The organism is Thermus sp. (assembly GCF_040290245.1).
GTDB lineage: Bacteria > Deinococcota > Deinococci > Deinococcales > Thermaceae > Thermus_A.
Map to the genome: position 1 here is coordinate 50,390 of NZ_PSMQ01000002.1, position 20,135 is coordinate 70,524.

Below are 20,135 nucleotides of genomic sequence, written 5' to 3' on the forward strand. Positions count from 1 at the left end.
GTGAGGCGCCATGATCGAGGTGCGCAACCTCTCCCATGTGTTCCAGACCCCGCGAGGCCCCTTTCAGGCCCTGGCCGAGGTCAGCCTGGTCATTCCGGAGGGGGATTTCGTAGCCATCATCGGGCGTTCAGGCGCGGGAAAGAGCACGTTTTTGCGCACGCTGAATGGCCTTCTCATCCCTAGCCGGGGCCATGTGCTGGTTCGCGGAACCGATATCACCCGCCTTCCCAAACGGGAGCTCCAAAAGTACCGCCGCCGGGTGGGCTTCATTTTCCAACAGTTTAACCTGGTTCCCCGGCTGAGCGTCTTGGACAATGTCCTGCACGGTCGGCTGGGGTATCTACCCGCCTGGCGGGGGCTTCTTGGCCTTTACACGGATCAGGACTACCAGATTGCCCGCAGGGAGATCGCCCGGCTGGACCTTTCCTCTAAAGAGACCGCGAGGGTGGATACCCTTTCCGGCGGGCAGCAGCAGCGGGTGGCCATCGCCCGGGCCATGGCCCAGGAGCCGGAGCTGATCCTGGCCGATGAGCCCGCGGCCAACCTGGACCCTGTGCTCTCAGAGGAAGTGATGCGGGTGCTCAAGAGGTTCAACGAGACCCTGGGCGTTACGGTGGTGATCAACATTCACACCCTCGAGCTGGCCTGCAGGTATGCCCGGCGGATTGTGGCTTTCCGTAAAGGCCGGATCGTTTTTGACGGCAGGCCGGAGGAGCTTACCGAGGAGATGGTGGACGAGGTGTACGAACGCAAGGAGACGTGGGCATGACCCCCCTGGGCGTTTTTTTCCTGAGCATAGGGTTGGCGGTCCTCCTGGGGACGGCCAGGGGCTCCATGCGCCGACTGGTCCTGGGGGGAGGTCTCAGCCTTGGGGTGGCCTTCTTCGCCTTTCCCTTTAGCCGTGCTTTGGGGTTCCTTAGCCGGGATGCCTTGGATCCCACCCTCCTGGCCCTTGTCCCCGTTTTCCCTTGGCTTGCCCTGGTGCCCGTTTTGGGGGGGCTGGTTTGGCTTTTGGCCCTTCGGCCCCAGTGGGCGGCCTGGTCGGGGATCCTGGGAGGAGGGGGCCTTGCCCTTCTGGGCCTCCTGGCCCAGGCCCAACCCACCCAGCTGGTGCGGCTGGTTCCCCTTTATGGCCTGATGGAAGGGGTAACCGCCGTAGGGGTAGGCCTGGGGGTTTTCCTCCTTAGGCCTTTCCAAAGGGGGTGGTGGTCCTTGGTCTTGGCGGTAGGGCTGGGGGGTCTGGCTTTTTCCTGGCTGAATACCCAAGGCCACCTTTACCTGCCCAAGATGGTCGGGTATTATAAACTTCTTCTGCCCGCTCCCCCAGGGGCAGAGGAAAAGCTGGTGGCCGAATACAATGCCTCTCTTCCCGAGAAAAACGCTGTCCTCAAGGAGCTAGGCCAGCCCCTGTTAAGGCCTATTGCTTCGTTGCGGGACCTCGAGGGCGGCCTTCCCCAGGAAGCCGCCGAGGCCGGGTACCGCCTTCTTCAACCCAGCCAGCTGCAGTACGGTGCCTTGGCCATCTTCGCCCTTTCGGGCCTGATGCTGGGGGGGGGCTTGGTCCTCTTGCGCCGCCCCTCCCTTTGGGAGATGGGCGATCCCAAGGCCGCCCTGATCCTGACGGGGGTGCTTTCCACCCTTTTGCCCGCTTTCGAGGCCACAGAGTTCAAACTTCAGAAGCTGGCCAAGGGTTGGCCCTTTTTGGTCCAGTTTGTGGACAAGGCTTGGCCTCCCAACTTGGCCAATCCTGAGGCGGGGATATTCCCCTTGCAAAGCGTTCTTTCCGAGATGCTTCTGACGGTGGAGATCGCTTTAGTGGGCACGTTTTTGGCCGCGGTCTGCGCCGTGCCCACCAGCTTCCTGGCCGCCCGGAATCTCACACGGGGAAGCGCTCCAATGCGCGTGGTTTTCGCAATAATGCGGGCTTTTTACAATGTGGACCGGGGGGTGGATACCCTTATCCTGGCCTTGGTCTTTGTGGCTGCGGTCGGGCTTGGGCCGTTTGCGGGGGTCCTGGCCATGGCGATTCATTCCCTTGCGGATCTGGGTAAACTGTACTCCGAGGCCATCGAAAACGCAGATAGGGGTCCCATAGAGGCGCTGGAGGCTACAGGGGCCGCCGGGGTCAATGTGCTCCGATGGGCCATCTTGCCACAGGTTTTGCCCCTTTTCGTCTCCTATACCCTGTACAGATTTGAGATCAATTTCCGGGTCTCCGTGGTGCTGGGCCTGGTGGGTGCTGGGGGCATCGGCTATTTTATCAAGGGGGCAATGGACGCTGGGCATTACGACCAGATGATCATCGGGGTCATCGCCATCGTTGTGGTGGTTAATTTGATTGACTTTGCCTCCTCCTGGCTTCGTAGCCGGATGGTCTAAGCGCCCTGGCCCCCTTTTTGCGCTTGTTTGACCATCTGTGGCAACCCCGGCGGCGTCAGGGAGAGAGAGGTCCAGCATTCCCGTTCCCACTGCATTCGAGGAATAGGGTAGTGGCCTGGCCGTGGACTTGAGCTTGGCCTCCAGCTGGACTGGGTCCAGGCTGGGATCGGCCGAGAGCCAGACCGCCATCGCCCCTGCCACCAAGGGGGTGGCGAAGGAGGTCCCGGTGCAGCTGCCCATCCCCCCTCCGGGGGTGAGGCAGGTGAGGTTGGTGCCTGGGGCGGATAGGTCCAGATGGGCGCCCTGGGTGCTATAGAGGGCTGGGGCCCAGCCAGAGGGGGTGGCAGGTGCGGGGTCAAGGGCCCCCACCGCCACCAGCCCGGCCAAGGGGAAGGCGGCAGGGTAGTGGGCTGGGCTTCCGTACTGTCCCTGCTTCCCCGCTGCCGCAGCCACAGGGTACCCTTTGACGAGGGCTAGCCCCAGGACGCTTTCCAGGAGCGCCACTGGGGTGTCTCCGCCCAGGCTGAGATTGAGGACGGTGGGCGGGGGGCGTGGTCCAATACCCAGCATGCCCCCCCACCACCCAGCTGGCGCGGCAGGTGCCGGTCTGGTCGCAAACCCGTAGGGGAAGGATCTGCGCGTCTGGGGCCACCCCCAGGACCAGCCCTGCTACACCGGTCCCGTGGCCGCCTGGGAAGGCGTCCTGAGGGAGCGTATCGTTCTCCACGAAATCGTACCCGGGGATCTGGGGGAGGGCCGGGTCCATCCCGGTGTCCAAAACGGCCACTTTGACCCCCCGTCCTGTATGGCCCCGGCCGTGGGCCCAGGGGGCCCCCACCTCCTTGGGGCCGTCCAGGCCATCGAAGGACCAGAGAGTTTCCAGGTCGGCTTTGTACGCGGGGTCTAGGGCCTCGAGCTCGACCAGGGCCTGGCCTAAAGGTCGGTCAAACCCCACCTTGACGAGCTCGAGGCCGCAGGTGCGGCCAAGGTCGTACCCCTCCCGGATCTGGAACCCCGCGGTTTTTAGCGCGGCTGGCCTAATGCGAGGTAGGAATTTGCCCTATAGGCACCTTAGGGGGAGGGTTTACCGGGTGCTCGGCCGTTTTAGCCCCAGGTACTCGAGTGCCCTTTGGGCCGCGGTCTGCCCGGACTCGGCCACCTCGGGAAGCCCCACGCCCCTCAGATAGTTTCCCGCCAGGAAAAGCCCCTCCGTAAGGGCCACCTCCAGCCGCCGGATGCGGTCCAGATGCCCTAGGCCGTAGACGGGCATCCCCTCGGGGAAGCGGAAGGCGTAGGCCCGCTCGGGCCTTAGGGAGGCACCAAGGAACCGATTTAGGTCCTCCAGCGCGGTGCGGATGAGCTCGGCCTCGGAGAGCAGGGCCACCTCCCCTGAGAGGTAGGCCCGCACCAGCCGGTAGGCCTCCGGAGCCCGGCCCGCCCACTTCTGGTCCGTCCAGGTGAAGCCCCTTACCCGGTACCCCTCCCCTTTGGCGATGAGGAGGCCGTGCCCTTGGACCTCGGGGAGGGCCTCCTTCCTAAAGGCCAAGCTGACCGTGGCGGACGGGGTGTGGGGAATGGCGTTCAAAAGGGCGGTGGCCTGGGGGAGGAAGGGCCTTAGGAGCCGGGCCGTCACCGGGGCAGGGGTGGCGAGGATGACCGCCTCGGCCTCCAGGGCCCCTTGCGGGGTGTGGAGGCGGAAGCCGCCCCTCAGGGCCTCGAGGCCAAGAACCGGCGTGCCAAGCCGGAGGGGAACCCCTTCCGAAAGGCGCCGGATGAGCTCGAAAAGCCCTTCCTGGAAGGAGAAGAATAGGCCCCCCCCTTCCCGGCTTCCCCGGGCCTTTTGCGCCTTTAGGGCGCTTCGCAAAAGACCCCCCTTCCTCTCCATCTCCCAGAGCTGGGGAAAGGCTGCCCGCACGGAAAGCGCCTCCGGTTCCCCGCCGTAGACCCCTCCGGCCAAGGGGGCGACCAGGGCCTGGAAGACCTCCTCGCCGAAGCGGCGGGCGATGAACGTCCCCAGGGCCTCGTCCTCATGGGGGCTGGGGGGGATCAAGGGCTCAAGAAGGGCCCGGAGTTTTCCGCCCAAAGACAGAAGAGGGGTCCGGACCAAGGCCTTGAGGTCCCCCGGAACGAAGACCATAAGCCCCTCCGGGAGGGGGTGGGGGCGGCCTTTCCGGAGGATATAGGCGGCGGGCTTGGCGGGCAGGGTGCCCACGGGTTCCAGGCCCACCTCCTTGCCCAGGGCCAAAAGGGCGGGCTTGTAGCGGACGCTTGCGTCGGGACCCCCCTCCACCAAAAACCCCCCTTGGCGGACGGTCCGGATCTTTCCCCCGAGCCTGGGGGCGGCCTCGAGGAGGAGGAGGTCCACGCCCTCCTTCTTCAGGCGGTAAGCCGCCGCCACCCCCGCCATACCCCCGCCCACGATTACGACCTCTGCCACGCCGCCTCCACCAGGTCCTTAAGCACCTGGATATAGTCCAGGTCAGCGTTCAGGCCCCGGGCCCTGAGAAGCCTAAGGCCCAACCGCTCCGCCGTGGCCTGGGCCTCCAGGTCCAGGTCGTAAAAGACCTCGAGGTGGTCAGCGGGGAAGCCCACCGCCTGGACCACCACCTCCTCCACCCCTTCCTCCTTGAGGGTTTGCAAAAGCTCGTTGATGTCCGGGCCGAGCCAGGGCTCGGGGGTGCGCCCCGCGGACTGGTAGGCCACCTGGAACCGGGGAAGGTTGAGCCGCAGGGCGATCCGTTCCGCCGTCCCCTCCACCTGCCTTGGGTAAGGGTCGCCCCGCTCCACCGCCGAGAGGGGGATGGAGTGGGCGGTGAAGACGTAGGCCGCCCGCCTGGGGTCCTTGAGCCTCCAGATGGCCTCCTCCAGCCTGCGGGCGTAGGCGGCGATGAGACCCGGGTGGTCGTAGTAGCTTTCCACCCAGACGAACTCCATGGGCTGGGGCAGGGCCCGGGCCGCTTCTTGGACCTTCTCCTGGTATTCCGCCACGCTCCTTAGGGAGTAGTGGGGCGCGGCCACGATGGCCACGGCCTTCCGCACGCCGTCCTCGTGCATGGCGGCTATGGCTTCGCCGATCAGGGGGTGCCAGTGCTTGGTCCCGATATAGACCCGGGCCGGTCCTTGGGGGGTGCGGGGTGGGAAAGGCCCCAGGAGGCGCTTGGGGTAGGCGGGGGCCTCGAGGTTCAAAAGGGCCTGGAGCCGAATGCCCTGGGCCAGCGTGATCTCGTTCAGGGGGCTTTTGCCGATGGCCGCGTAGCGCTCGGAAAGCTCCTTGAGGAGCTCCTCAGGGGGCTTTCTTCCCCGGCGGATGTCCGTGTAGTAGGGCTCGATCTCCTCGGGGCTGTAAGGGGTTCCATAGGCCATCAGGAGTACGTTCATCCGGACACCTCTTTAATTAGATCTACCACATACCGCACATGGGTTTCCGGGGTTTCCGGCAGAAGGCCGTGGCCGAGGTTGAAGATGTGGCCAGGCCGGCCCGCGTTTTCCTGCAAAATCCTCTGGACCTCCCGCCGGATCACCCCTTTGGGAGCGAGGAGGACCGCGGGGTCCAGATTCCCCTGGACGGGGGTTGTGCCCAAGACCTCCCGGGCCCAGGGAAGGGGGGTGTGGTGGTCCAGGCCCAGGACATCCCCCCCCGCCTTTTTCATTTCCCAAAGAAGCCCCATGGTCTGGACCCCAAAGTGGATCACGGGCACGCCCAGGGGCTGCAAGAGGGCGAAGAGCCTTGCCATGTGGGGCTGGACGTACCGCTGGTAGTCTGCGGGGGAGAGGGTTCCCACCCAGGAGTCGAAGACCTGGACCAGGTCCGCCCCCGCCCGGATCTGGGCCTGGAGGTAGTGGGCCATGTTTTCCGTCAAAAGCTCCATCAACCGGTGGAAGAGGGCCTCTTCCTTGTACATCAAGGTCTTCACCTGCAAGAAGCGCCGGCTTGGCCCCCCCTCCACCAGGTAGGCGGCCAAGGTAAAGGGGGCCCCTGCAAAGCCGATAAGGGGCACCTCGAGCTGCTCCTTAAGCATCCGGATCGCTTCCAGAATGAAGGGGACGTCCCGTTCCGCTTCCAAAGGCCTTAGGGCCTTGAGGTCCTCCACGCTCCGGATGGGCCTGGCGAAGACGGGGCCCTTCCCTTCCACGATCTCCAGTTCGACCCCCATCCCGTAAAGAGGGGTGGTGATGTCTGCGAAGAGGATGGCCGCATCCACCCCCAGCTCCCGCACGGGGGCCAGGGTGACCTCCGCCGCCACCTCGGGGTGGCGGACCATCTCGGGGAGGGTGTACCTTTCCCGAAGCTTCCGGTAGGAGGCCTGGTACCGGCCCGCTTGGCGCATGAACCAGACGGGGGGCCTGGGGGTGGGGAGGCCTCGAGCGGCCCGGAGGATGAGGTCATTCACGAGGTGCCATTCTACGGCTTAAGGCTTCCTCGGTAATAGGCTTGGGGCACAGGTTTTTTCCTAATCCGATTATTCCCAGAAAACCTTTAAAAAGTCGTCCCCTCGAGGTGATCCGGCCAGTTTGGGGGGCTGTCCTTGGGTGTAGATGCCGCTTTGCCCCTCGAAGACGAGGCCCAAAAAGCGGCCATTCAGCATAGGGTTCAGGAGAAGGCGGAGGTTTTCCCGCCCCAAGAGCCGATTGGCCATCGCCTCCACCCAGACTTCCCCCTCCTTCCGGGCCGGATTCTTGGGCCAGGGCCGGTCCCAGGGGGCGGGGTTGGCCGAGGGGACGAGGAGGAGTTCGGCCCCCTGGGCGTCCAGCCGCTCCACGTGGCTTTGAAAAAAGGCATCCAGGCAGATCAGGACCCCCATCCGGCCGTACCGGGTCTGGACCAGGTGGGGGCCGAAGGACCCCCGGTTTAAAAACCCCTCCGCCGAACTGAGGCGCATCTTGGGAATACGGGCCAGGACCTGGCCTTGGGGATTGAGGAAGAGGGCCAGGTTGTAAAACCCCACCCCCCTCATGAACCGGCCTAGGGAGAGCTCCTCATCGTAGAAGGGCGTGAGGAGGCTACCCGCTAGGAGGTAGGCGTTGAAAGCCCGGGCGGCCTCGCAGAAGACCTCCTTCCACAGGTGGAAGGCCTTCTTTGCCCGCTTCCAAGGGAAGAGGGGCCCCTCCCTGTGCAGGTGGTAAAGAAGCGCCCGCGAGAGGGTCGGGGCCTCCAGGACGGGTTCGGCCTCGAGGTAAAAGAGAAGGGGAAGGGCGAAGGCCTCGGGGAAAGCCGCCAAGCGGGGGGTATCCTCGCCCCGAAACCCCTCTTCCAGGAGGCTGAAGACCCTTTTTCTAAAGGTTTCCTGGTTCAGGTAGTCCTGGGGGTGGATCTCCGTCTGGAGGACGAGAAGGGTCACGCCCCCAGTCTACTCATCGCCTGCTGGAGGCGGCTTAAGGCTTCCTGGGCCGCACCTTCCGGAAGACCCGGAAGAAGAGGAAAGAAGGCCAAGGGGTTTTGGAGAAGGATCTCCACCTCTTCCCCCACCTGTCTTAAGACCACGTTGCAGGGCATGAGAACCCCCACCTGCCGGTTTTTCTCCAGCGCTTCCTTGGCCAGATGGGGGTTGCAGGCCCCCAGGATGAGGTAGGGCTCCATCGTTGCCCCTATCTTGGCCTTCAGGACCTCCGAGACCGGGATCTCGCTCAGGATGCCGAAGCCTTCCTCCTGAAGCGCCTCCACCACCCTGGTTCTGACTGCCTCGAGGCTTCCTCTAATCCGGTATGTGAGCGCCGCTTCCATGTTTCGCCTCCTATAGGTTTTTCACCCCGATATACACGCCGATGGCCAACAGGAAAAGGACGAAGCCCTGCCGGAGCCGCTCCTGGGGCAGGTGGAGGGAAAGCCTTCCCCCGAGGAGGCTCCCTAGTATCCCCACCAGGGTGAGGGAGAGGACAAGCCCCCAGTGGATGGAGTCTTGCTGGGCAAGGGAGGCGGTGTGCTTGTAGCCCCCTACGACGGCGTTAAGGGTGACAATGGCCAGGCTTGTCCCCACCGCCCGGTGCATGGGAAGGCCCCCCAGAAGGACCAAGGCGGGCACGATCAAAAACCCGCCCCCCACGCCCACGAACCCGGTGAGGGCCCCCACCATCGTTCCCTCTAAAGCCGCCTTCCAGAAAGCCCTTCTCCCCTGGGGCCTCAGCCTGGGGGGGCGGGCCATGAGGTAGGCGGCGAACAGCATCACGCCCGCGAAGACCAGAAGCTGGACCTGGCCTGTGACAAAGCTGGGCAGGCCGAACCCGAGGAGGCTCTTCCAGTCCACCAGGCCCCTTAGGGCGTAGGGCAGCACCCCCACCAGGCTGATCCCTCCCACGATGAGGAGGCTTTCCGCGATGGCCAGCTTCGGAGGCTCTCCCAGGAGGTAGACTAAGATCGGTACGGTGAGAATAGAGCCTCCTGAGCCCAGAAGGCCCAGGGAGAGGCCAATGAGAAGGGCGCCTAGCCAAGCCAGCATTACTTTTCCACCGGTAGCCCCGCCCCCAGCCAGGCGTAGGTGCCGCCCTCGAGGTTCACCACCTTTTCCGGATCGAACCCCTGGTTGACCAGAAACTCCGCGGCCAGGCCTGAGCGGTTGCCCGAGTTGCAGACGAGGAGGAGTATACGGTCCTTGGGGAGCTCGGAAAGCCTTTGGGGAAGGGCGGAAAGGGGGATGTTCACCGCCCCTGGGATGTGTCCTCCCGGGTACTCCCACGTCTCCCGAACGTCCACCACAAGGGCCCCTTCTTCCATCAAGCGCGAGGCCTCCTGAGGGCCCACCTCCTTGAAGGAGGTGGCAGCATACACCTCCTCCACTGGGGTTGTGTCCACAGGAAGGCCCGTCCGGTACCAGCGAACGAGGCCGCCCTCCAGGTTCAGGAGGTTGGTGTAGCCCTGCTGGGCGAGCCAGGCCGCGGCCTGCTCGCTGCGGTTCCCCGTGCGGCAGTAGAGGACCACTGGGGTGTCCTTGGGAAGCTCCTGGTAGCGGGCCAAAAACTCGGAGAGGGGGAGTAGCTTTGCGCCAGGGATGCGGGCCTGGGCGTACTCCTCTACCTCCCGGACGTCCACGAAGGGTACACCCTGGTCGTAAAGGGTCTTCGCCTCTTCTGGGGTTAGGTTCTTGACCATCAGGCCGTCACCTCCAGCGCCTTGTCCACTGGGAAGCCCCGTTCCATCCAGGCCTTGATCCCGCCGGTGAGATTGTACACGTTCCTAAAGCCGTGGGCGAGCAGGGCGCTGATGGCGGTGCTGGAACGGTCTCCACCCAGGCAGTGGACGAGGATGGGCTTGTCCTTGGGGAGGCGGTGCAGGTTGGCCACCACCCGGCCCGCGTGGATGTTGACCGCGTTCGGGATGTGGCCCGCGAGGTACTCGTCCCGGCCCCGCACGTCCAGCACGAAGGCCCCCTGCTCCCACATCTTCCTGGCCTCTTCCGCGGTCACCTGGGGGACCACCTCCAGCTCCCCTTCCGCATACCCCTCGAGGCTCGGGATATACCCCACCACCTGGTCCAGGCCGATGCGGACCAGGCCCCGGGTGAGTTCCTCCACCCGGTGGGGCTCGGCAAGGAGGACAAGGGGCCGGTCGTAGGGGAGAAGCCACCCAGCCCAGGTGGAGAAGTTCTTCCCCGCGGGGATACTGAGGGCCCCCGGGAGGTGCCCCCCGGCGAAGGCGAACTTGTCCCGGGTGTCCACGAGCACCGCGCCCTCCTCTATGGCCTTTTGGAACTGGAACCGGGTGAGCCGAGCAGGGTGGGGCACCCCGCCCAGAAGGGGCATCCCGTCGCGGTTCATCCGCTTCATCTCTTTGAAGTAGGTGGGGGCTTCGGGCTGGCCCTGGAGGAGGGCCTTTACGAACCCTTCCTCATCCTCCTTTTCCAGGTACTCCGCCCACCAGGCGTGTCGGCGTTCGTACCCCAAGGTGGTGGCGGGAAGGGCCCCCAAGGCCTTGCCGCAGGCCGACCCTGCCCCGTGGCCAGGCCAGATCTGCAGGTGGTCGGGAAGGGTGAGGAAGCGCTTCAGGCTCTGGAACAGGGCCTTTGCTCCCGGCTTTGCCGTACCCTTGAACCCCGCGGCCTCCTCCAAAAGGTCGGGCCGCCCCACCTCCCCCACGAAGAGGAAGTCCCCTGTGAGGGCGAGAAGGGGCTCCTCCGTCACCGCCCCGTCCGCCACCAGGAAGGCGATGTGCTCCGGAGTGTGGCCGGGGGTATGCAGGACCTTCACCCGGATGTTCCCGACCCGGAACTCGTCGTTGTCCTTGACCAGGACGTACTTAAACCCCTCGAGGCCCTTGTACTTCCAGTTCTCATCCCCCTCGTCCGAGAGGTACAAGGTGGCCCCCGTCTGGGCCGCAAGCTCCCGGGCCCCGGAGAGGTAGTCCGCGTGGATGTGGGTCTACGCCACGGCCACGATGCGGAGCCCCAACGTTTCCGCAAGCTCTAGATAGGTGTCCACGTCCCGCTTGGGATCCACCACCAGTGCCTCTTTCGTGGCGGGGCAGCCCAGGAAGTAGCTCATCTGCGCGAGGCCTTCCTCGTAGATTTGTCGGAATACCATGGCTTCCCTCCTGTTCGGGGTCGATGCCCCTGAGTTCCATGATACCCTACCAGGGTAGTGTGCGTCAAGGCCCGGGTTTGTTCCATAGATCGCTAGTCATTCCATGGCGGGTATGGTATAGTATCCCGTAGATATACCCTCTTGGGGGTATATCGCGGTTGCTTCCCCACCGGGGGAACAACGGGAGGAGGCCATGGCGCTACTGGGACCAAAGGAGCAAGAGATCGTCCGGCAGAGGCTTTCTACTCTGGAGAAGGATGTGGAGGCGGTGCTTTTCACCGACTCCTCCACCCTGATCGCCCCGGGCAAGGAGCCCTGCCTCTACTGCAAGGAGACCAAGCAGCTTATGGAGGAGCTCACGGCCCTTTCCGACAAACTCCACCTCGTGGTTTACGACCTCTCCACACCGGAAGGGCAGAGGCAGGCCCAGGCCATGCGGGTGGAGGCGGCCCCCACCCTCATCCTTAGGGAGAAGGGCCTGGACCGGGTGAACCTCCGTTACCGGGGCATCCCCGCAGGGTACGAGTTCGCAAGTCTTCTCGAGGACATCGAGATGATCGGCCGGGATGGCCACGGCCTCCCCGAGGAGACGGTGGAGTTCCTCCAGGGCCTCCCCGAGGAGGTCGTCCTCCAGGTCTTCGTCACCCCCACCTGTCCCTACTGCCCCCAGGCGGTCCGCACCGCCCACCGCTTTGCCTACGCCTCGGACAAGGTCTTTGGGGAGATGGTGGAAGCCAACGAGTTTCCCGCCCTTTCCGAGAAGTACCACATCCACGGGGTGCCGGACACCATCGTCAACCACGGCAAGGCCAGGGTCCTAGGGGCCCAGCCGGTGGCGGCCTTCCTGCAGGCGATTAGGGAGGCGGTGGGCGTAAGGGTATGAGCTGCCGCATGACTGGGCACGCCCTTTTGGGCCTGCTCTTCCCAGTCTCCTTTCCGCCTGTGGGGCTAGGGGGCGGTACCAGGAGGTGGGCCCGGAGGACCTTTACGCCCATCTATCTGGGGAGGTTTTGGTGGTGGATGTCCGTACCCCCATGGAGTTTGCCCAGGGGCATGTTCCCGGGGCCAAGAACTATCCTCTGCAGTCCATAGACGCCTGGTGGCGCGAGCTGCCTAAGGACAAACCGGTCTACCTTTACAATGTCCAGGGGGGTGTTCTGGCGATTGAGCGAATGGACTACCCCCTCGTCCGATGATGGATGCGGTTCAGATTGGCCCCATCGCCCTTTCCTGGGCCAGGGTTCAGGTGGCCCTGGCCCTTTTGGGCATGGTCCTTCTCCGAAGTGTATGCCCGAAAGGTGGACCGGAGGCTTTCCAGCTGGGCCTGGAACGTCATTCTCGTGGGGCTTCTTGCCGCCCGGCTAGCCTTTGTCCTTCGCCACGCCGCCACCTACGCCCAGGACCCCCTTTCCGCCCTTTATGTATGGCAGGGGGGATTCGACGCCTGGGCTGGGGTGGTGGCCGGGGGGGTGTATACGCTTATGGCCTTACCCAAGAACCTCTGGAAGTATGCGCTTTTGGCTGCGGGGGTGGCGGGGCTCTTCTATGGCCTTTTGAGCCATAGGCGGCCCCAGGAGGCCCGGTTGCCGAACCTTACCCTCGAGCGCCTAGGCGGGGAGCCGGTGGAGCTCAGGGCCTTTCTGGGGAAGCCCCTGGTGGTGAACGCCTGGGCCACCTGGTGCCCCCCCTGCCGGAGGGAACTCCCCATGCTCCTCGAGGTGGCCAAAAGGACCCCCGAGGTCCGGTTTGTCTTTGTAAGCCAGGGGGAGGGCCCGGAGGTGGTGCGGCGCTTTCTTGAGGAACGGAACCTGAGCATGGAGTGGGCCCTTCTGGACCCCTCTACCCGGTTGTCCGAGGCCTTGAACATCCAGGGCCTGCCCACCACGTTCTTCTTTGACCGGGAAGGACGGCTCATCCTCCGGCACATGGGGGAGCTTTCCGAGGCCCTCCTTACGGATTACCTCCGGGCTTTGCGCTAGGGGGTTCCGATCCGGTGCTCGCCGTCGTAGGTGAGGAGGACGGGCTTTTCCTTTAAAACGCTCCTCAGGTGGACCGGCCGGCCCCAGAGGCGGTGGAGGTTGGCCAAAACCGCCTGGGTCCGCCTGAGGTCCAGCCCTACCCCCTCGTAGGCGTGCTCCAGAAGGAGCTCGCCCCGGTTCTTGTGGTTGGCGTCCACGAGCCAGATGGTGGGGTAGCCCCCGTTGGTGAGGCGGAAGAGGAGGCGGCGCTTCGCCTCTTCAAATTTGTCCAGGTCCTTGGGGGCCTGGTTGCGCCGGAGGGCGAACTCAGGGGTGAGAAACTCCTCGAGGAAGCCCAGATCGGTGTACACGGTCCGCACCTGGAAGATTTTCTCCCGCCCCCTGGACGTGGGGCGTTCATAGTTGAGCTTCTCTCCCAGGGGGAGGCGCTCGTACTCCTCCCCAAACCGCCCCTTGTCCCAGCGTTCCTCGATCTCCTGGAATAGGTGATAGCCCAGCCGGTAGGGGTTGAACCCCTGGGGGGTAAGAAGCCCCGCCTGGAGCTCCGCAAACTCCAAGGCCTCCTCGGGGCTTAGGAGAGGGAGAAGAATGCGGGTATGCCAGAAGGTGGCCCAGCCCTCGTTCATGACCTTGGTGGCTGCCTGTGGAGCGAAGTAGAGGCTTTCCTCCCGGATGATCTCCAGGATGCTTCGCTGCCAGGGGGCAAGGGGGGCGTGCCGGGCCAGGAAACCCAGGATGTCCCGTGTGGGTCTGGGGGGGAGGGGTTTCTGGCTTGCCCCCTCCTCCGCTTCCTTGGGGGGTTCGGCGGGGGGGTTGACATAGGGGTCCAGGTAGGGGCGGACCCGGAGGCGGCCTTGGGGTAGGGGGGTTTCCTCAAGGTGTTCCCCCGACGGGGAAGCAGCCTCCTCTAAGCGGCGGATATAGGGGGCGTGAGGGTCGATGAGGTTTTCCAGGGAGAGGGCCAGGTCCAAAAACTCCTCCACCGCCCGTGCCCCGTGCCTGTCCATGGCCCTGGCCACGTAGGCTGCGTGGTGGGCCATCTCGTTCAGCATGTCCTTGGGGATGGGCCGGAAGGCCAGGTTGTTCTTGAAGAAGTCCGCGTGGGCAAAGACGTGGGCCATGACCAGCTTCTGGACCAGGGGGGTGTTGCCCTTTAGGAGGTAGGCGTAGACGGGTTCGGTGTTGACCACCAGCTCGTGGATCCGGCCCAGGCCGTAGCGGTAAAGCTCCCGGTAGCGGAGGTACTCGCTTCCGAAGCGCCAGTGGGGGTAGCGGCGGGGAAACCCCCCGTAGGCGGCCAGCATGGCCATCTCCTCCGCGTCCACCTCCTCAAAGACCACCGGGGCAAAGGAAAGGCCCATCTCCTCTGCCTTGGCTTGCAAGATTCCGGCCCAGTCTTTGAGGTTCATTCTTCCCCTCCCAGAAGCCGCCTGAGCGCGCGGGGCAGGCTCTCTTGGCCCGTGAGCTCCGCGGTGGCCAGGGCCTCGAGGTACGCTGACGCGTGACCGAGGCCGGGAGAGCTCCTTTGGAGGGCCTCCAGATCGTAGAGAAAACCCCCCTCCCCTCCGCGGGTTTGGACCTGGGCGTACCCGTAGAGGGCAAGGCTAGGGAGGAGGCGGCCCAGGGCCTCCAGGGCCTTTTCCGTATCCCCCGGCCAGTTCTCCCCATCGGAGAAGTGGTAGAGGTAGCGGTTGTAAAAGGCCTCGGGGTAGGCCTTCAGGATCTTCTCCGCCAGGAGGATGGCGCTGGAAAGCCGTGTCCCCCCGCCTTCCTTAGCCCGGAAGAACTCCTCTTCCCCAACTTCCCAGGCCTCCGCGTCGTGGAGGATGTAGCGGCGCTCGAGGCGGGGAAAATGTCTCCGGATCCAGGCGGTAATCCAGTAGGCCAGGGTCTTGACCAGCCGGAGCTCCTCCTCCCGCATGCTCCCCGAGACGTCCAGGGCAAAGACCACCACCGCCTGGGCGTGGGGGCGGGGCCTGGCCTTAGGGGCCTTGTACCGGAAGTCCTCCCGCTCGGGGATGAGCCGGGGGGCCTTGTCCACCTCCGGCCGGTACTCCCCCGAAAGAAGGCCCCGCTTAAGGGCTTCCTTAAGCGTCCGTCGCACGTGCCTTAGACCCCTGGGACCTTTGCGGGCGATGGTGGTGTAGCGGAAGGCCTCCTCCGTCACCTCCCCTTCCCCCTTGGGGCGGAGCCGGGGGAGCTTGAGGGCTTCTCCCATAAGGTCTAAGAACTCCTCCAGCTCGAGCTCCGCCACCGGGATATGTCCCCCGGGCCCGAGCCCCTCACCCCCCGGCCCCAGGCCGAGGCCTTCTCCCACTTCCTCCCCGTAGACGATCTTGGGCAGCTCCAGCTGGGGAAGAGGAATGGAGACCAGGCGGCCTTCCAGCTGGCCTAAAAATTCCTCCCGGGTGAGGAACTCCCGGGCCCTTTTCTGGATCTCCCCCCGGACGATGGCCTTAAACCGCTCCAGGTCCCGCTCAATCGGCCTCACCGCGTCTCCCCCCGGGCAAAGATCGAGGCGGCGAACTCCAGGACCCCGGCGGCGCAGTGCTCGCAGTAGCCGTAGTCCCGGATGAGCCGGCCTTTGACCAGGTCGATCCGGGCCTGGGTCTCCGGGTCCACCACCCCCGAGACCAAAGCGGAAAGCCGGATGGTGTCCTTCTGGTCCTCGAAGAGCTTCATTTCAAGGGCCCGGCGCAGGCGCTCGTTGTCCTTGTAGGTGAAGGTCCGCCCCTCCAGGGCCAGAGCGCCGATATAGTTCATGATCTCCCGGCGGAAGTCGTCCTTACGGGACTCGGGGATCTCTACCCTTTCCTCCACCGACCGCATGAGCCGCTCATTGGGGGGTTCGGGGGTGCCGGTATAGGGGTTGCGCACTTTTTCGCCCAGGACGTAGGCCTTCACGTGGTCAATGTAGTTGTGGAAAAGCCGGTTCAGGGCCTCCTCATCCGCCGCGATGGCCCGCTGCACCTCGTTTTTCACAATCTCCGCGTACTCCGCCTTGACCTCTTCCAGAAGGGCCCGGTACCGCTCCCGCGTCTTTTCATCGCTGATGAGGGAGTGGTGCTTTAGGCCCTCCTCGAGCTCGTTCAGGACCATGAAGGGGTTGATGCAGGGCTCCTCCGTGGTGACCAGAACGTTGGAGATCTTGTCCTGGATGTACCGGGGGCTTATCCCCTCCAGCCCTTCCCGCTTGGCCTCAAGCATAAGCTCCCGCACCGCCTCCTCCGTCCAGCCGGGTAGAAGCCTGCCGTCGTAGAGCTTGAGCTTCTGCATCAGGGTGAGCCCCGCCCGCCTGGGGGCCTCGAGGCGGGTGAGGACGGCCCAGGTGGCGGCCATCTCCAGGGTGTGGGGGGCGATGTGCTTTTTTACCCGGGCGAAGTCCCGCCGGTAGATCCGCACCTCGTCCGAGACCCTTAGGATGTACGGGATGTCGATCTTGATGGTGCGGTCCCGCAGGGCCTCCATGTACTCGTTGGCCTGGAGCTTCCGGTACTCGGGCTCGTTGGTATGGCCCAGGATGATCTCGTCGATATCCGTCTGGGCAAACTTTTTGGACTTGATCTTGTGCTCCTGGCTTGCGGTGAGGAGGTCGTAGAGGAAGGCCACGTCCAGCTTGAGGATCTCTATGAACTCCACCAGGCCGCGGTTGGCCACGTTGAGCTCCCCGTCGAAGTTGAAGGCCCGGGGGTCGGAGTCGGAGCCGTAGAGGGCCACCTTCCGGTAGTTGATATCCCCGGTAAGCTCCGTGGAGTCCTGGTTCTTCTCGTCCTTGGGCTGGAAGGTTCCGATGCCCACCCGATCCTTCTCGGAGAGAACCAGCCTCTTTACGACGATCTCCTCCTCCAGGACCTTGGCCAGGTCCCCCCCGTGCCGGGCCAGGGCCTCCCGCATCTGGAAACGGCAGGCGGGGCAGAGCTCCCCTTCCACCTCGAGGGGATAGGGGTAGTCCGGGTGGAGGGCCCTCAGTTCGGCCAGGAAGGCCTCCCGGAACTCCTTGGGCAGAAGGTGGAGGGGCTCCTCGTGCATGGGGCAGGGGAAGGGGCCCTCTTTGGGGGTTTTCCAGTAGAAGGTGTAAAGCCGCCCCTCCTCCTTCCTGCTATAGTCCTCCAGCCCCTTCTTAAGGAGCCGGGCGATGGTGCTCTTGGCCGAGCCCACGGGTCCGTGGAGGAGGAGGATGCGCCGTTCCGGCCCCAGGCGGTTGGCGGCGGCCTTCAAGGTGGCCACCAGGCGCATCAGGGGCTTGTCCAGACCGAAGACGGCGTCCTTCCCCTCAAAGGGGTCGTCAAAAAAGCGGTAGTGAAAAAGCCTTTCCTTGAAAAGGGTGTACTCCTCCACCCCGTGGGAGAGGATCATGTCGTAGACCCGCTGGAAGCTGGTCCTTAGAGGCCGCGGGTCCTCCCTGAGAAGCCGCAGGTAGTCGGCAAAGGACCCCTCCCAGTGAAGCGCGCGGTAGGCCTCGAGGTCCTGCCGGGTGCGGATAAACGCTAACTCACCCATCTTGCCCTCCTTGATACGGGCGGTTTATAGACTTCAAGGTTATTTTATCACGAGGGGAAAGAAAAAGTGTAGCCCTACGCCCGGGGCTTTGGGCGGGGGGTTTGCCGAGCTGAGGCGGAAAGGAGTTCAGCAAAGCTGCGGGCGTTGTGCAGGAAATGGGCCAGGATCCCGGGGACCAGGCTTCCCGTGAAGAGGAAGGAAAGCCCGAGCAACCCCCCCGCCACCCCGGTGAAAAGGGGATAGGCGAAGGCGGACCTGGGGGCGGGATGGAGGAGGGCAAAAAGCAAGGCCTGGACCCCCACCCCCCAACCCCCCAGTTGGCGGAGGAGGAGGCCTTGCACGGCCCCCCGGAAGAAGACCTCCTCCGCCACCGCGGAAAGGAGGGAGAGGAGAAGCGCCTCCTTGGGGCCCAGGCCTGTGCGAACGAGGGCTTCGCCCAGCTCCCGGTGGAAGGCCTCGGCCATCCGGAAGCTTCTGGGAAAAACTCGGCTGAAAAGGGCCTCGAGACCCTGCAAAAGAAGGAAAAGCCCCAGGCCAAAGGCACCGTCCCTAAAGGGGTTGGGGGTGGCCAGGGGCTCCAGACCCAGGTGGGCCATGAGCACCCCCCCTAGGAGGAAGAGGCCCAGCTGGATCCCGGTGAGGAGGGCCAAAGGGTTCAAGGGGCGGCACCCAGGCTGAAGCCCTGGTCCAGGAGCTTCCGGGGGTAGGTCCTGAAGGCCAGATGGGTCTCTGTTTTCTCCACGCCGGCCAAAGCGTGGATCCCCCGGGTCACCACCTCGTCCAACGCCTCCAGGTCCTTAAGCCGCAGCACGGCGATCAGGTCCCAGGGCCCGGTGACGGAGTAGACCTCCGCCACCCCGGGAAGCTCCGCCAGCCTCTCCCCCGTCTCGGGGATCAGATCCTTCCTGGCTTGAATGAATACGAAGGCGATCACCACGCCCTAAGCATACCCAGCCTCGCCTCTTTTCGCAGGAATGCCCGGAAGGATGAGCCTGGGCCGGAAGCCAAGGGCGTCCGCGGCCACCAGGTAAAGCGGGACGCCCTCGTAGCTCTTGGGGAGCTTTTCCGGGTCGACCCCGTGGAGGTGGCCGTAGACGATGGCCTCGGGCTTCGCTTCCAAGGCCGCCTCCAAAAGGGGTGTCTTTTCTCCCTGGGGGCCGAAAGGGGGAAAGTGAAAGGCCAGGATCAGGTGGCGATAGGGCTTCCCCTCGAGATTTTTCAGGGAAAGCCTGAGCCGCTCTATCTCCCGGGCGTAGATCTTCTCGTCCTCAGGGGTCTGGGGGGGGTACTGCCATCCCCGGGTGCCGGCCACCGCCACCTGGTCTAGGACCAAGGCATCGTTCTGGAGGGCGTACATCCCCTCCGGGAGGACTGCCCTGAGGCGGGAGATGGAGGGCCACCAGTAGTCGTGGTTGCCCTTTAGAAGGACCTTCCTCCCAGGTAGCCGCGCCAGGTCCAGAAGGTCGGGGATGGCCTCGGAAAGGCGCATGGCCCAGGAGATGTCCCCGGGTACGATGACCAGGTCCTCCTCCTTTACCACCTCCCGCCACCCCCGGAAGAAGGCCTCGGGGTGACCCTCCCAGCCGGGTCCGAAGACGGTCATGGGCTTAGGGTTCATCCGGGAAAAGTGGGGATCGGCGATGGCGTAGACCCGCATGCCCCTTCAGGTTACCCTAAGTCTTGTGGAGACCGCTTTGGGCTACGCTCTAAGGCTTCTCGCCCAGAGGGCCTACACGGAGAAGGCCCTGCGGGAGAAGCTCCTCGCCCGCTTCTCCCCCCTCGAGGTGGAGGAGGCCCTCTCGCGGCTCAAGGGCTATGGTTACCTGGACGACCGGGCCTTTGCCCGCGCTTTTGTGGAGGCCCGGAAGAGGTATGGACCCTTGAAGCTCAAGGCCCTCCTGCGCGCCCGGGGGGTCCCGGAGGAGGTGTGGGGCGAGGTGGTGCCCGAGGCCACCCCGGAGGAAGCCCTGGCCGTCTTGCGCAGATACCCCCACCGGAGGGATAAGCCCCGGGCGGTCCGGTTTCTGCAGGGCCGAGGCTTCCCTTTAGGGGTAGCCTTGGAGGCCTACCGGCGGCTTGCGGAGGAGGGGGAGGAGGGGTAAAACTGGGGGCATGCCGTCCGTGCACGCGGAGATCTATATTCCCGCTTCCCCAGAGAAGGTCTACCGCTTGGCCAAGGACCTCGAGGGCCTTAAGCCCTACTTGAAAGACGTGGAGACCTTAAGGGTCCTCTCCCAGGAGGGCACCCGCACCCGTACGGAATGGGTGGGGGTGGCCATGGGGAAGAAGGTCCGCTGGATCGAGGAGGAGGAGTGGGACGACCAGAACCTGAGGAACCGGTTTTATAGCCCCGAGGGGGATTTTGACCGGTACGAGGGGTCCTGGGTCTTCCTGAAGGAGGGAGAGGGAACCCGGGTGGTTTTGGACCTGGAGTATGCCCTCACCATTCCTATCTTTGGGGGGCTTCTGCAGAAACTGGTTCAAAAGCTCATGCAGGAAAACAGCGAGGCCCTGCTCAGGGGCCTTAAGGAGCGGGTGGAGCGGGAGTAGGGTGAACCTGGACAGACACATGTGAGCCCCCTGAGCTCCTGATCCGCGTCGAAGCCCTGCGCAGAGTTGCTTCGCGGAGCGAACACCGAAAGAACCCCACCTGGGGCCGCTGGCCCATCTGGCTGAGTTTGCGCAAGGAAGGGTTTCAGGTCAGTGAGCGCACGGTGGGACGGATCCTGGCCCATCTGGAAAGGCACGGGCGCATAGAGAGCGTCG

Annotated in this window: 19 protein-coding genes and 5 pseudogenes; 8 read left to right on the forward strand and 16 right to left on the reverse strand. The window is 64.6% G+C overall.

The window, feature by feature from the left end; all coding sequences use genetic code 11:
• The first annotated feature begins 10 nt into the window (after positions 1–10).
• Together phnC and phnE are read left to right on the forward strand one after the other, a co-directional pair.
• Positions 11–769, forward strand: coding sequence for a phosphonate ABC transporter ATP-binding protein (phnC, locus tag C4301_RS00745; protein WP_352413213.1), 759 nt, complete (start codon positions 11–13; stop codon positions 767–769).
• A complete protein-coding gene (gene phnE, locus C4301_RS00750; protein WP_352413214.1) occupies positions 766–2,379 on the forward strand; it encodes a phosphonate ABC transporter, permease protein PhnE in 1,614 nt (537 codons plus the stop codon). Before phnC ends, phnE begins: the two co-directional genes overlap by 4 nt.
• Positions 2,380–2,517: 138 nt before the next feature.
• Here phnE and C4301_RS00755 read toward each other — a convergent pair.
• The 10 genes and pseudogenes from C4301_RS00755 to C4301_RS00800 all read right to left on the reverse strand — a co-directional run.
• Positions 2,518–2,949: pseudogene (locus C4301_RS00755) on the reverse strand (S8 family peptidase); the annotation flags it as partial.
• Positions 2,950–3,019: 70 nt separating this feature from the next.
• Positions 3,020–3,145, reverse strand: a pseudogene (locus tag C4301_RS00760) (peptidase S8); the annotation flags it as partial.
• 318 nt (positions 3,146–3,463) lie between these two features.
• On the reverse strand, positions 3,464–4,816 hold the full coding sequence (gene hemG, locus C4301_RS00765) for a protoporphyrinogen oxidase (RefSeq protein WP_352413215.1): 1,353 nt from the start codon (positions 4,814–4,816) through the stop codon (positions 3,464–3,466).
• Entirely contained in the window at positions 4,801–5,757 is a 957-nt protein-coding gene (gene hemH / locus C4301_RS00770) for a ferrochelatase (RefSeq protein ID WP_352413216.1), read from the reverse strand. The genes hemG and hemH overlap by 16 nt, the downstream gene beginning before the upstream one ends.
• Positions 5,754–6,770 (reverse strand): uroporphyrinogen decarboxylase, encoded by a 1,017-nt coding sequence (gene hemE / locus C4301_RS00775; RefSeq protein WP_352413217.1) that lies wholly within the window; start codon positions 6,768–6,770, stop codon positions 5,754–5,756. The genes hemH and hemE overlap by 4 nt, the downstream gene beginning before the upstream one ends.
• Before the next feature lie 69 nt (positions 6,771–6,839).
• Positions 6,840–7,718, reverse strand: a complete 879-nt coding sequence (locus C4301_RS00780) for a carbon-nitrogen hydrolase family protein (protein ID WP_352413218.1) — start codon at positions 7,716–7,718, stop codon at positions 6,840–6,842.
• Positions 7,715–8,101, reverse strand: a complete 387-nt coding sequence (locus tag C4301_RS00785) for a DUF302 domain-containing protein (RefSeq protein WP_352413219.1) — start codon at positions 8,099–8,101, stop codon at positions 7,715–7,717. The genes C4301_RS00780 and C4301_RS00785 overlap by 4 nt, the downstream gene beginning before the upstream one ends.
• Positions 8,102–8,111: 10 nt before the next feature.
• The gene (locus tag C4301_RS00790) at positions 8,112–8,813 is read right to left on the reverse strand and encodes a sulfite exporter TauE/SafE family protein (RefSeq protein WP_352413220.1); all 702 of its coding nucleotides are present in this window, start codon (positions 8,811–8,813) and stop codon (positions 8,112–8,114) included.
• On the reverse strand, positions 8,813–9,463 hold the full coding sequence (locus tag C4301_RS00795) for a rhodanese-like domain-containing protein (RefSeq protein WP_352413221.1): 651 nt from the start codon (positions 9,461–9,463) through the stop codon (positions 8,813–8,815). Before C4301_RS00795 ends, C4301_RS00790 begins: the two co-directional genes overlap by 1 nt.
• A pseudogene (locus tag C4301_RS00800) lies at positions 9,463–10,890 on the reverse strand (MBL fold metallo-hydrolase). Before C4301_RS00800 ends, C4301_RS00795 begins: the two are co-directional and overlap by 1 nt.
• A 193-nt stretch (positions 10,891–11,083) precedes the next feature.
• Between C4301_RS00800 and pdo the strand changes: the two are divergent.
• The 3 genes and pseudogenes from pdo (at position 11,084) to C4301_RS00815 (ending at position 12,869) form a co-directional block, all read left to right on the forward strand.
• Complete coding sequence (gene pdo, locus C4301_RS00805; RefSeq protein ID WP_352413222.1) at positions 11,084–11,773, forward strand: protein disulfide oxidoreductase; 690 nt, start codon at positions 11,084–11,086, stop codon at positions 11,771–11,773.
• An 85-nt stretch (positions 11,774–11,858) separates the two neighbouring features.
• Positions 11,859–12,086 (forward strand): rhodanese-like domain-containing protein, encoded by a 228-nt coding sequence (locus C4301_RS00810; RefSeq protein WP_503012369.1) that lies wholly within the window; start codon positions 11,859–11,861, stop codon positions 12,084–12,086.
• Positions 12,086–12,869, forward strand: a pseudogene (locus C4301_RS00815) (prolipoprotein diacylglyceryl transferase family protein). The gene C4301_RS00810 and the pseudogene C4301_RS00815 overlap by 1 nt, the downstream one beginning before the upstream one ends.
• Here C4301_RS00815 and C4301_RS00820 read toward each other — a convergent pair.
• The 6 genes from C4301_RS00820 to C4301_RS00845 form a co-directional block, all read right to left on the reverse strand.
• Positions 12,866–14,278 carry a SpoVR family protein gene (locus C4301_RS00820; protein WP_352413223.1) on the reverse strand — a complete coding sequence of 471 codons (1,413 nt, stop codon included), beginning with the start codon at positions 14,276–14,278 and terminating at the stop codon, positions 12,866–12,868. The pseudogene C4301_RS00815 and the gene C4301_RS00820 sit on opposite strands and share 4 nt — an antisense overlap.
• Positions 14,275–15,360, reverse strand: coding sequence for a DUF444 family protein (locus C4301_RS00825; RefSeq protein ID WP_352413224.1), 1,086 nt, complete (start codon positions 15,358–15,360; stop codon positions 14,275–14,277). The genes C4301_RS00820 and C4301_RS00825 overlap by 4 nt, the downstream gene beginning before the upstream one ends.
• The gene (locus tag C4301_RS00830) at positions 15,357–17,369 is read right to left on the reverse strand and encodes a PrkA family serine protein kinase (RefSeq protein WP_352413225.1); all 2,013 of its coding nucleotides are present in this window, start codon (positions 17,367–17,369) and stop codon (positions 15,357–15,359) included. Before C4301_RS00830 ends, C4301_RS00825 begins: the two co-directional genes overlap by 4 nt.
• Before the next feature lie 74 nt (positions 17,370–17,443).
• Positions 17,444–17,965, reverse strand: coding sequence for a CPBP family intramembrane glutamic endopeptidase (locus tag C4301_RS00835; protein ID WP_352413232.1), 522 nt, complete (start codon positions 17,963–17,965; stop codon positions 17,444–17,446).
• A 59-nt stretch (positions 17,966–18,024) separates the two neighbouring features.
• Positions 18,025–18,306, reverse strand: a complete 282-nt coding sequence (locus C4301_RS00840) for an Lrp/AsnC family transcriptional regulator (RefSeq protein WP_352413226.1) — start codon at positions 18,304–18,306, stop codon at positions 18,025–18,027.
• 3 nt (positions 18,307–18,309) lie between these two features.
• Positions 18,310–19,026 carry a metallophosphoesterase gene (locus tag C4301_RS00845; protein WP_352413227.1) on the reverse strand — a complete coding sequence of 239 codons (717 nt, stop codon included), beginning with the start codon at positions 19,024–19,026 and terminating at the stop codon, positions 18,310–18,312.
• Here C4301_RS00845 and C4301_RS00850 point away from each other — a divergent pair.
• The 3 genes and pseudogenes from C4301_RS00850 to C4301_RS09930 all read left to right on the forward strand — a co-directional run.
• On the forward strand, positions 19,025–19,471 hold the full coding sequence (locus C4301_RS00850) for a regulatory protein RecX (protein WP_352413228.1): 447 nt from the start codon (positions 19,025–19,027) through the stop codon (positions 19,469–19,471). The two genes, C4301_RS00845 and C4301_RS00850, sit on opposite strands and share 2 nt — an antisense overlap.
• 10 nt (positions 19,472–19,481) lie before the next feature.
• Positions 19,482–19,919 (forward strand): type II toxin-antitoxin system RatA family toxin, encoded by a 438-nt coding sequence (locus C4301_RS00855; RefSeq protein WP_352413229.1) that lies wholly within the window; start codon positions 19,482–19,484, stop codon positions 19,917–19,919.
• A gap of 29 nt (positions 19,920–19,948) precedes the next feature.
• Positions 19,949–20,135: pseudogene (locus C4301_RS09930) on the forward strand (hypothetical protein); the annotation flags it as partial.

Coding starts and splice junctions, on each gene's coding strand:
- phnC (WP_352413213.1), top strand. CDS start 11: ATGATCGAGGTGCGCAACCTCTCCCATGTGTTCCAGACCCCGCGAGGC.
- phnE (WP_352413214.1), top strand. CDS start 766: ATGACCCCCCTGGGCGTTTTTTTCCTGAGCATAGGGTTGGCGGTCCTC.
- hemH (WP_352413216.1), bottom strand. CDS start 5,757: ATGAACGTACTCCTGATGGCCTATGGAACCCCTTACAGCCCCGAGGAG.
- C4301_RS00785 (WP_352413219.1), bottom strand. CDS start 8,101: ATGGAAGCGGCGCTCACATACCGGATTAGAGGAAGCCTCGAGGCAGTC.
- C4301_RS00790 (WP_352413220.1), bottom strand. CDS start 8,813: ATGCTGGCTTGGCTAGGCGCCCTTCTCATTGGCCTCTCCCTGGGCCTT.
- C4301_RS00795 (WP_352413221.1), bottom strand. CDS start 9,463: ATGGTCAAGAACCTAACCCCAGAAGAGGCGAAGACCCTTTACGACCAG.
- pdo (WP_352413222.1), top strand. CDS start 11,084: ATGGCGCTACTGGGACCAAAGGAGCAAGAGATCGTCCGGCAGAGGCTT.
- C4301_RS00820 (WP_352413223.1), bottom strand. CDS start 14,278: ATGAACCTCAAAGACTGGGCCGGAATCTTGCAAGCCAAGGCAGAGGAG.
- C4301_RS00830 (WP_352413225.1), bottom strand. CDS start 17,369: ATGGGTGAGTTAGCGTTTATCCGCACCCGGCAGGACCTCGAGGCCTAC.
- C4301_RS00835 (WP_352413232.1), bottom strand. CDS start 17,965: ATGGCCCACCTGGGTCTGGAGCCCCTGGCCACCCCCAACCCCTTTAGG.
- C4301_RS00850 (WP_352413228.1), top strand. CDS start 19,025: ATGCCCCTTCAGGTTACCCTAAGTCTTGTGGAGACCGCTTTGGGCTAC.
- C4301_RS00845 (WP_352413227.1), bottom strand. CDS start 19,026: ATGCGGGTCTACGCCATCGCCGATCCCCACTTTTCCCGGATGAACCCT.
- C4301_RS00855 (WP_352413229.1), top strand. CDS start 19,482: ATGCCGTCCGTGCACGCGGAGATCTATATTCCCGCTTCCCCAGAGAAG.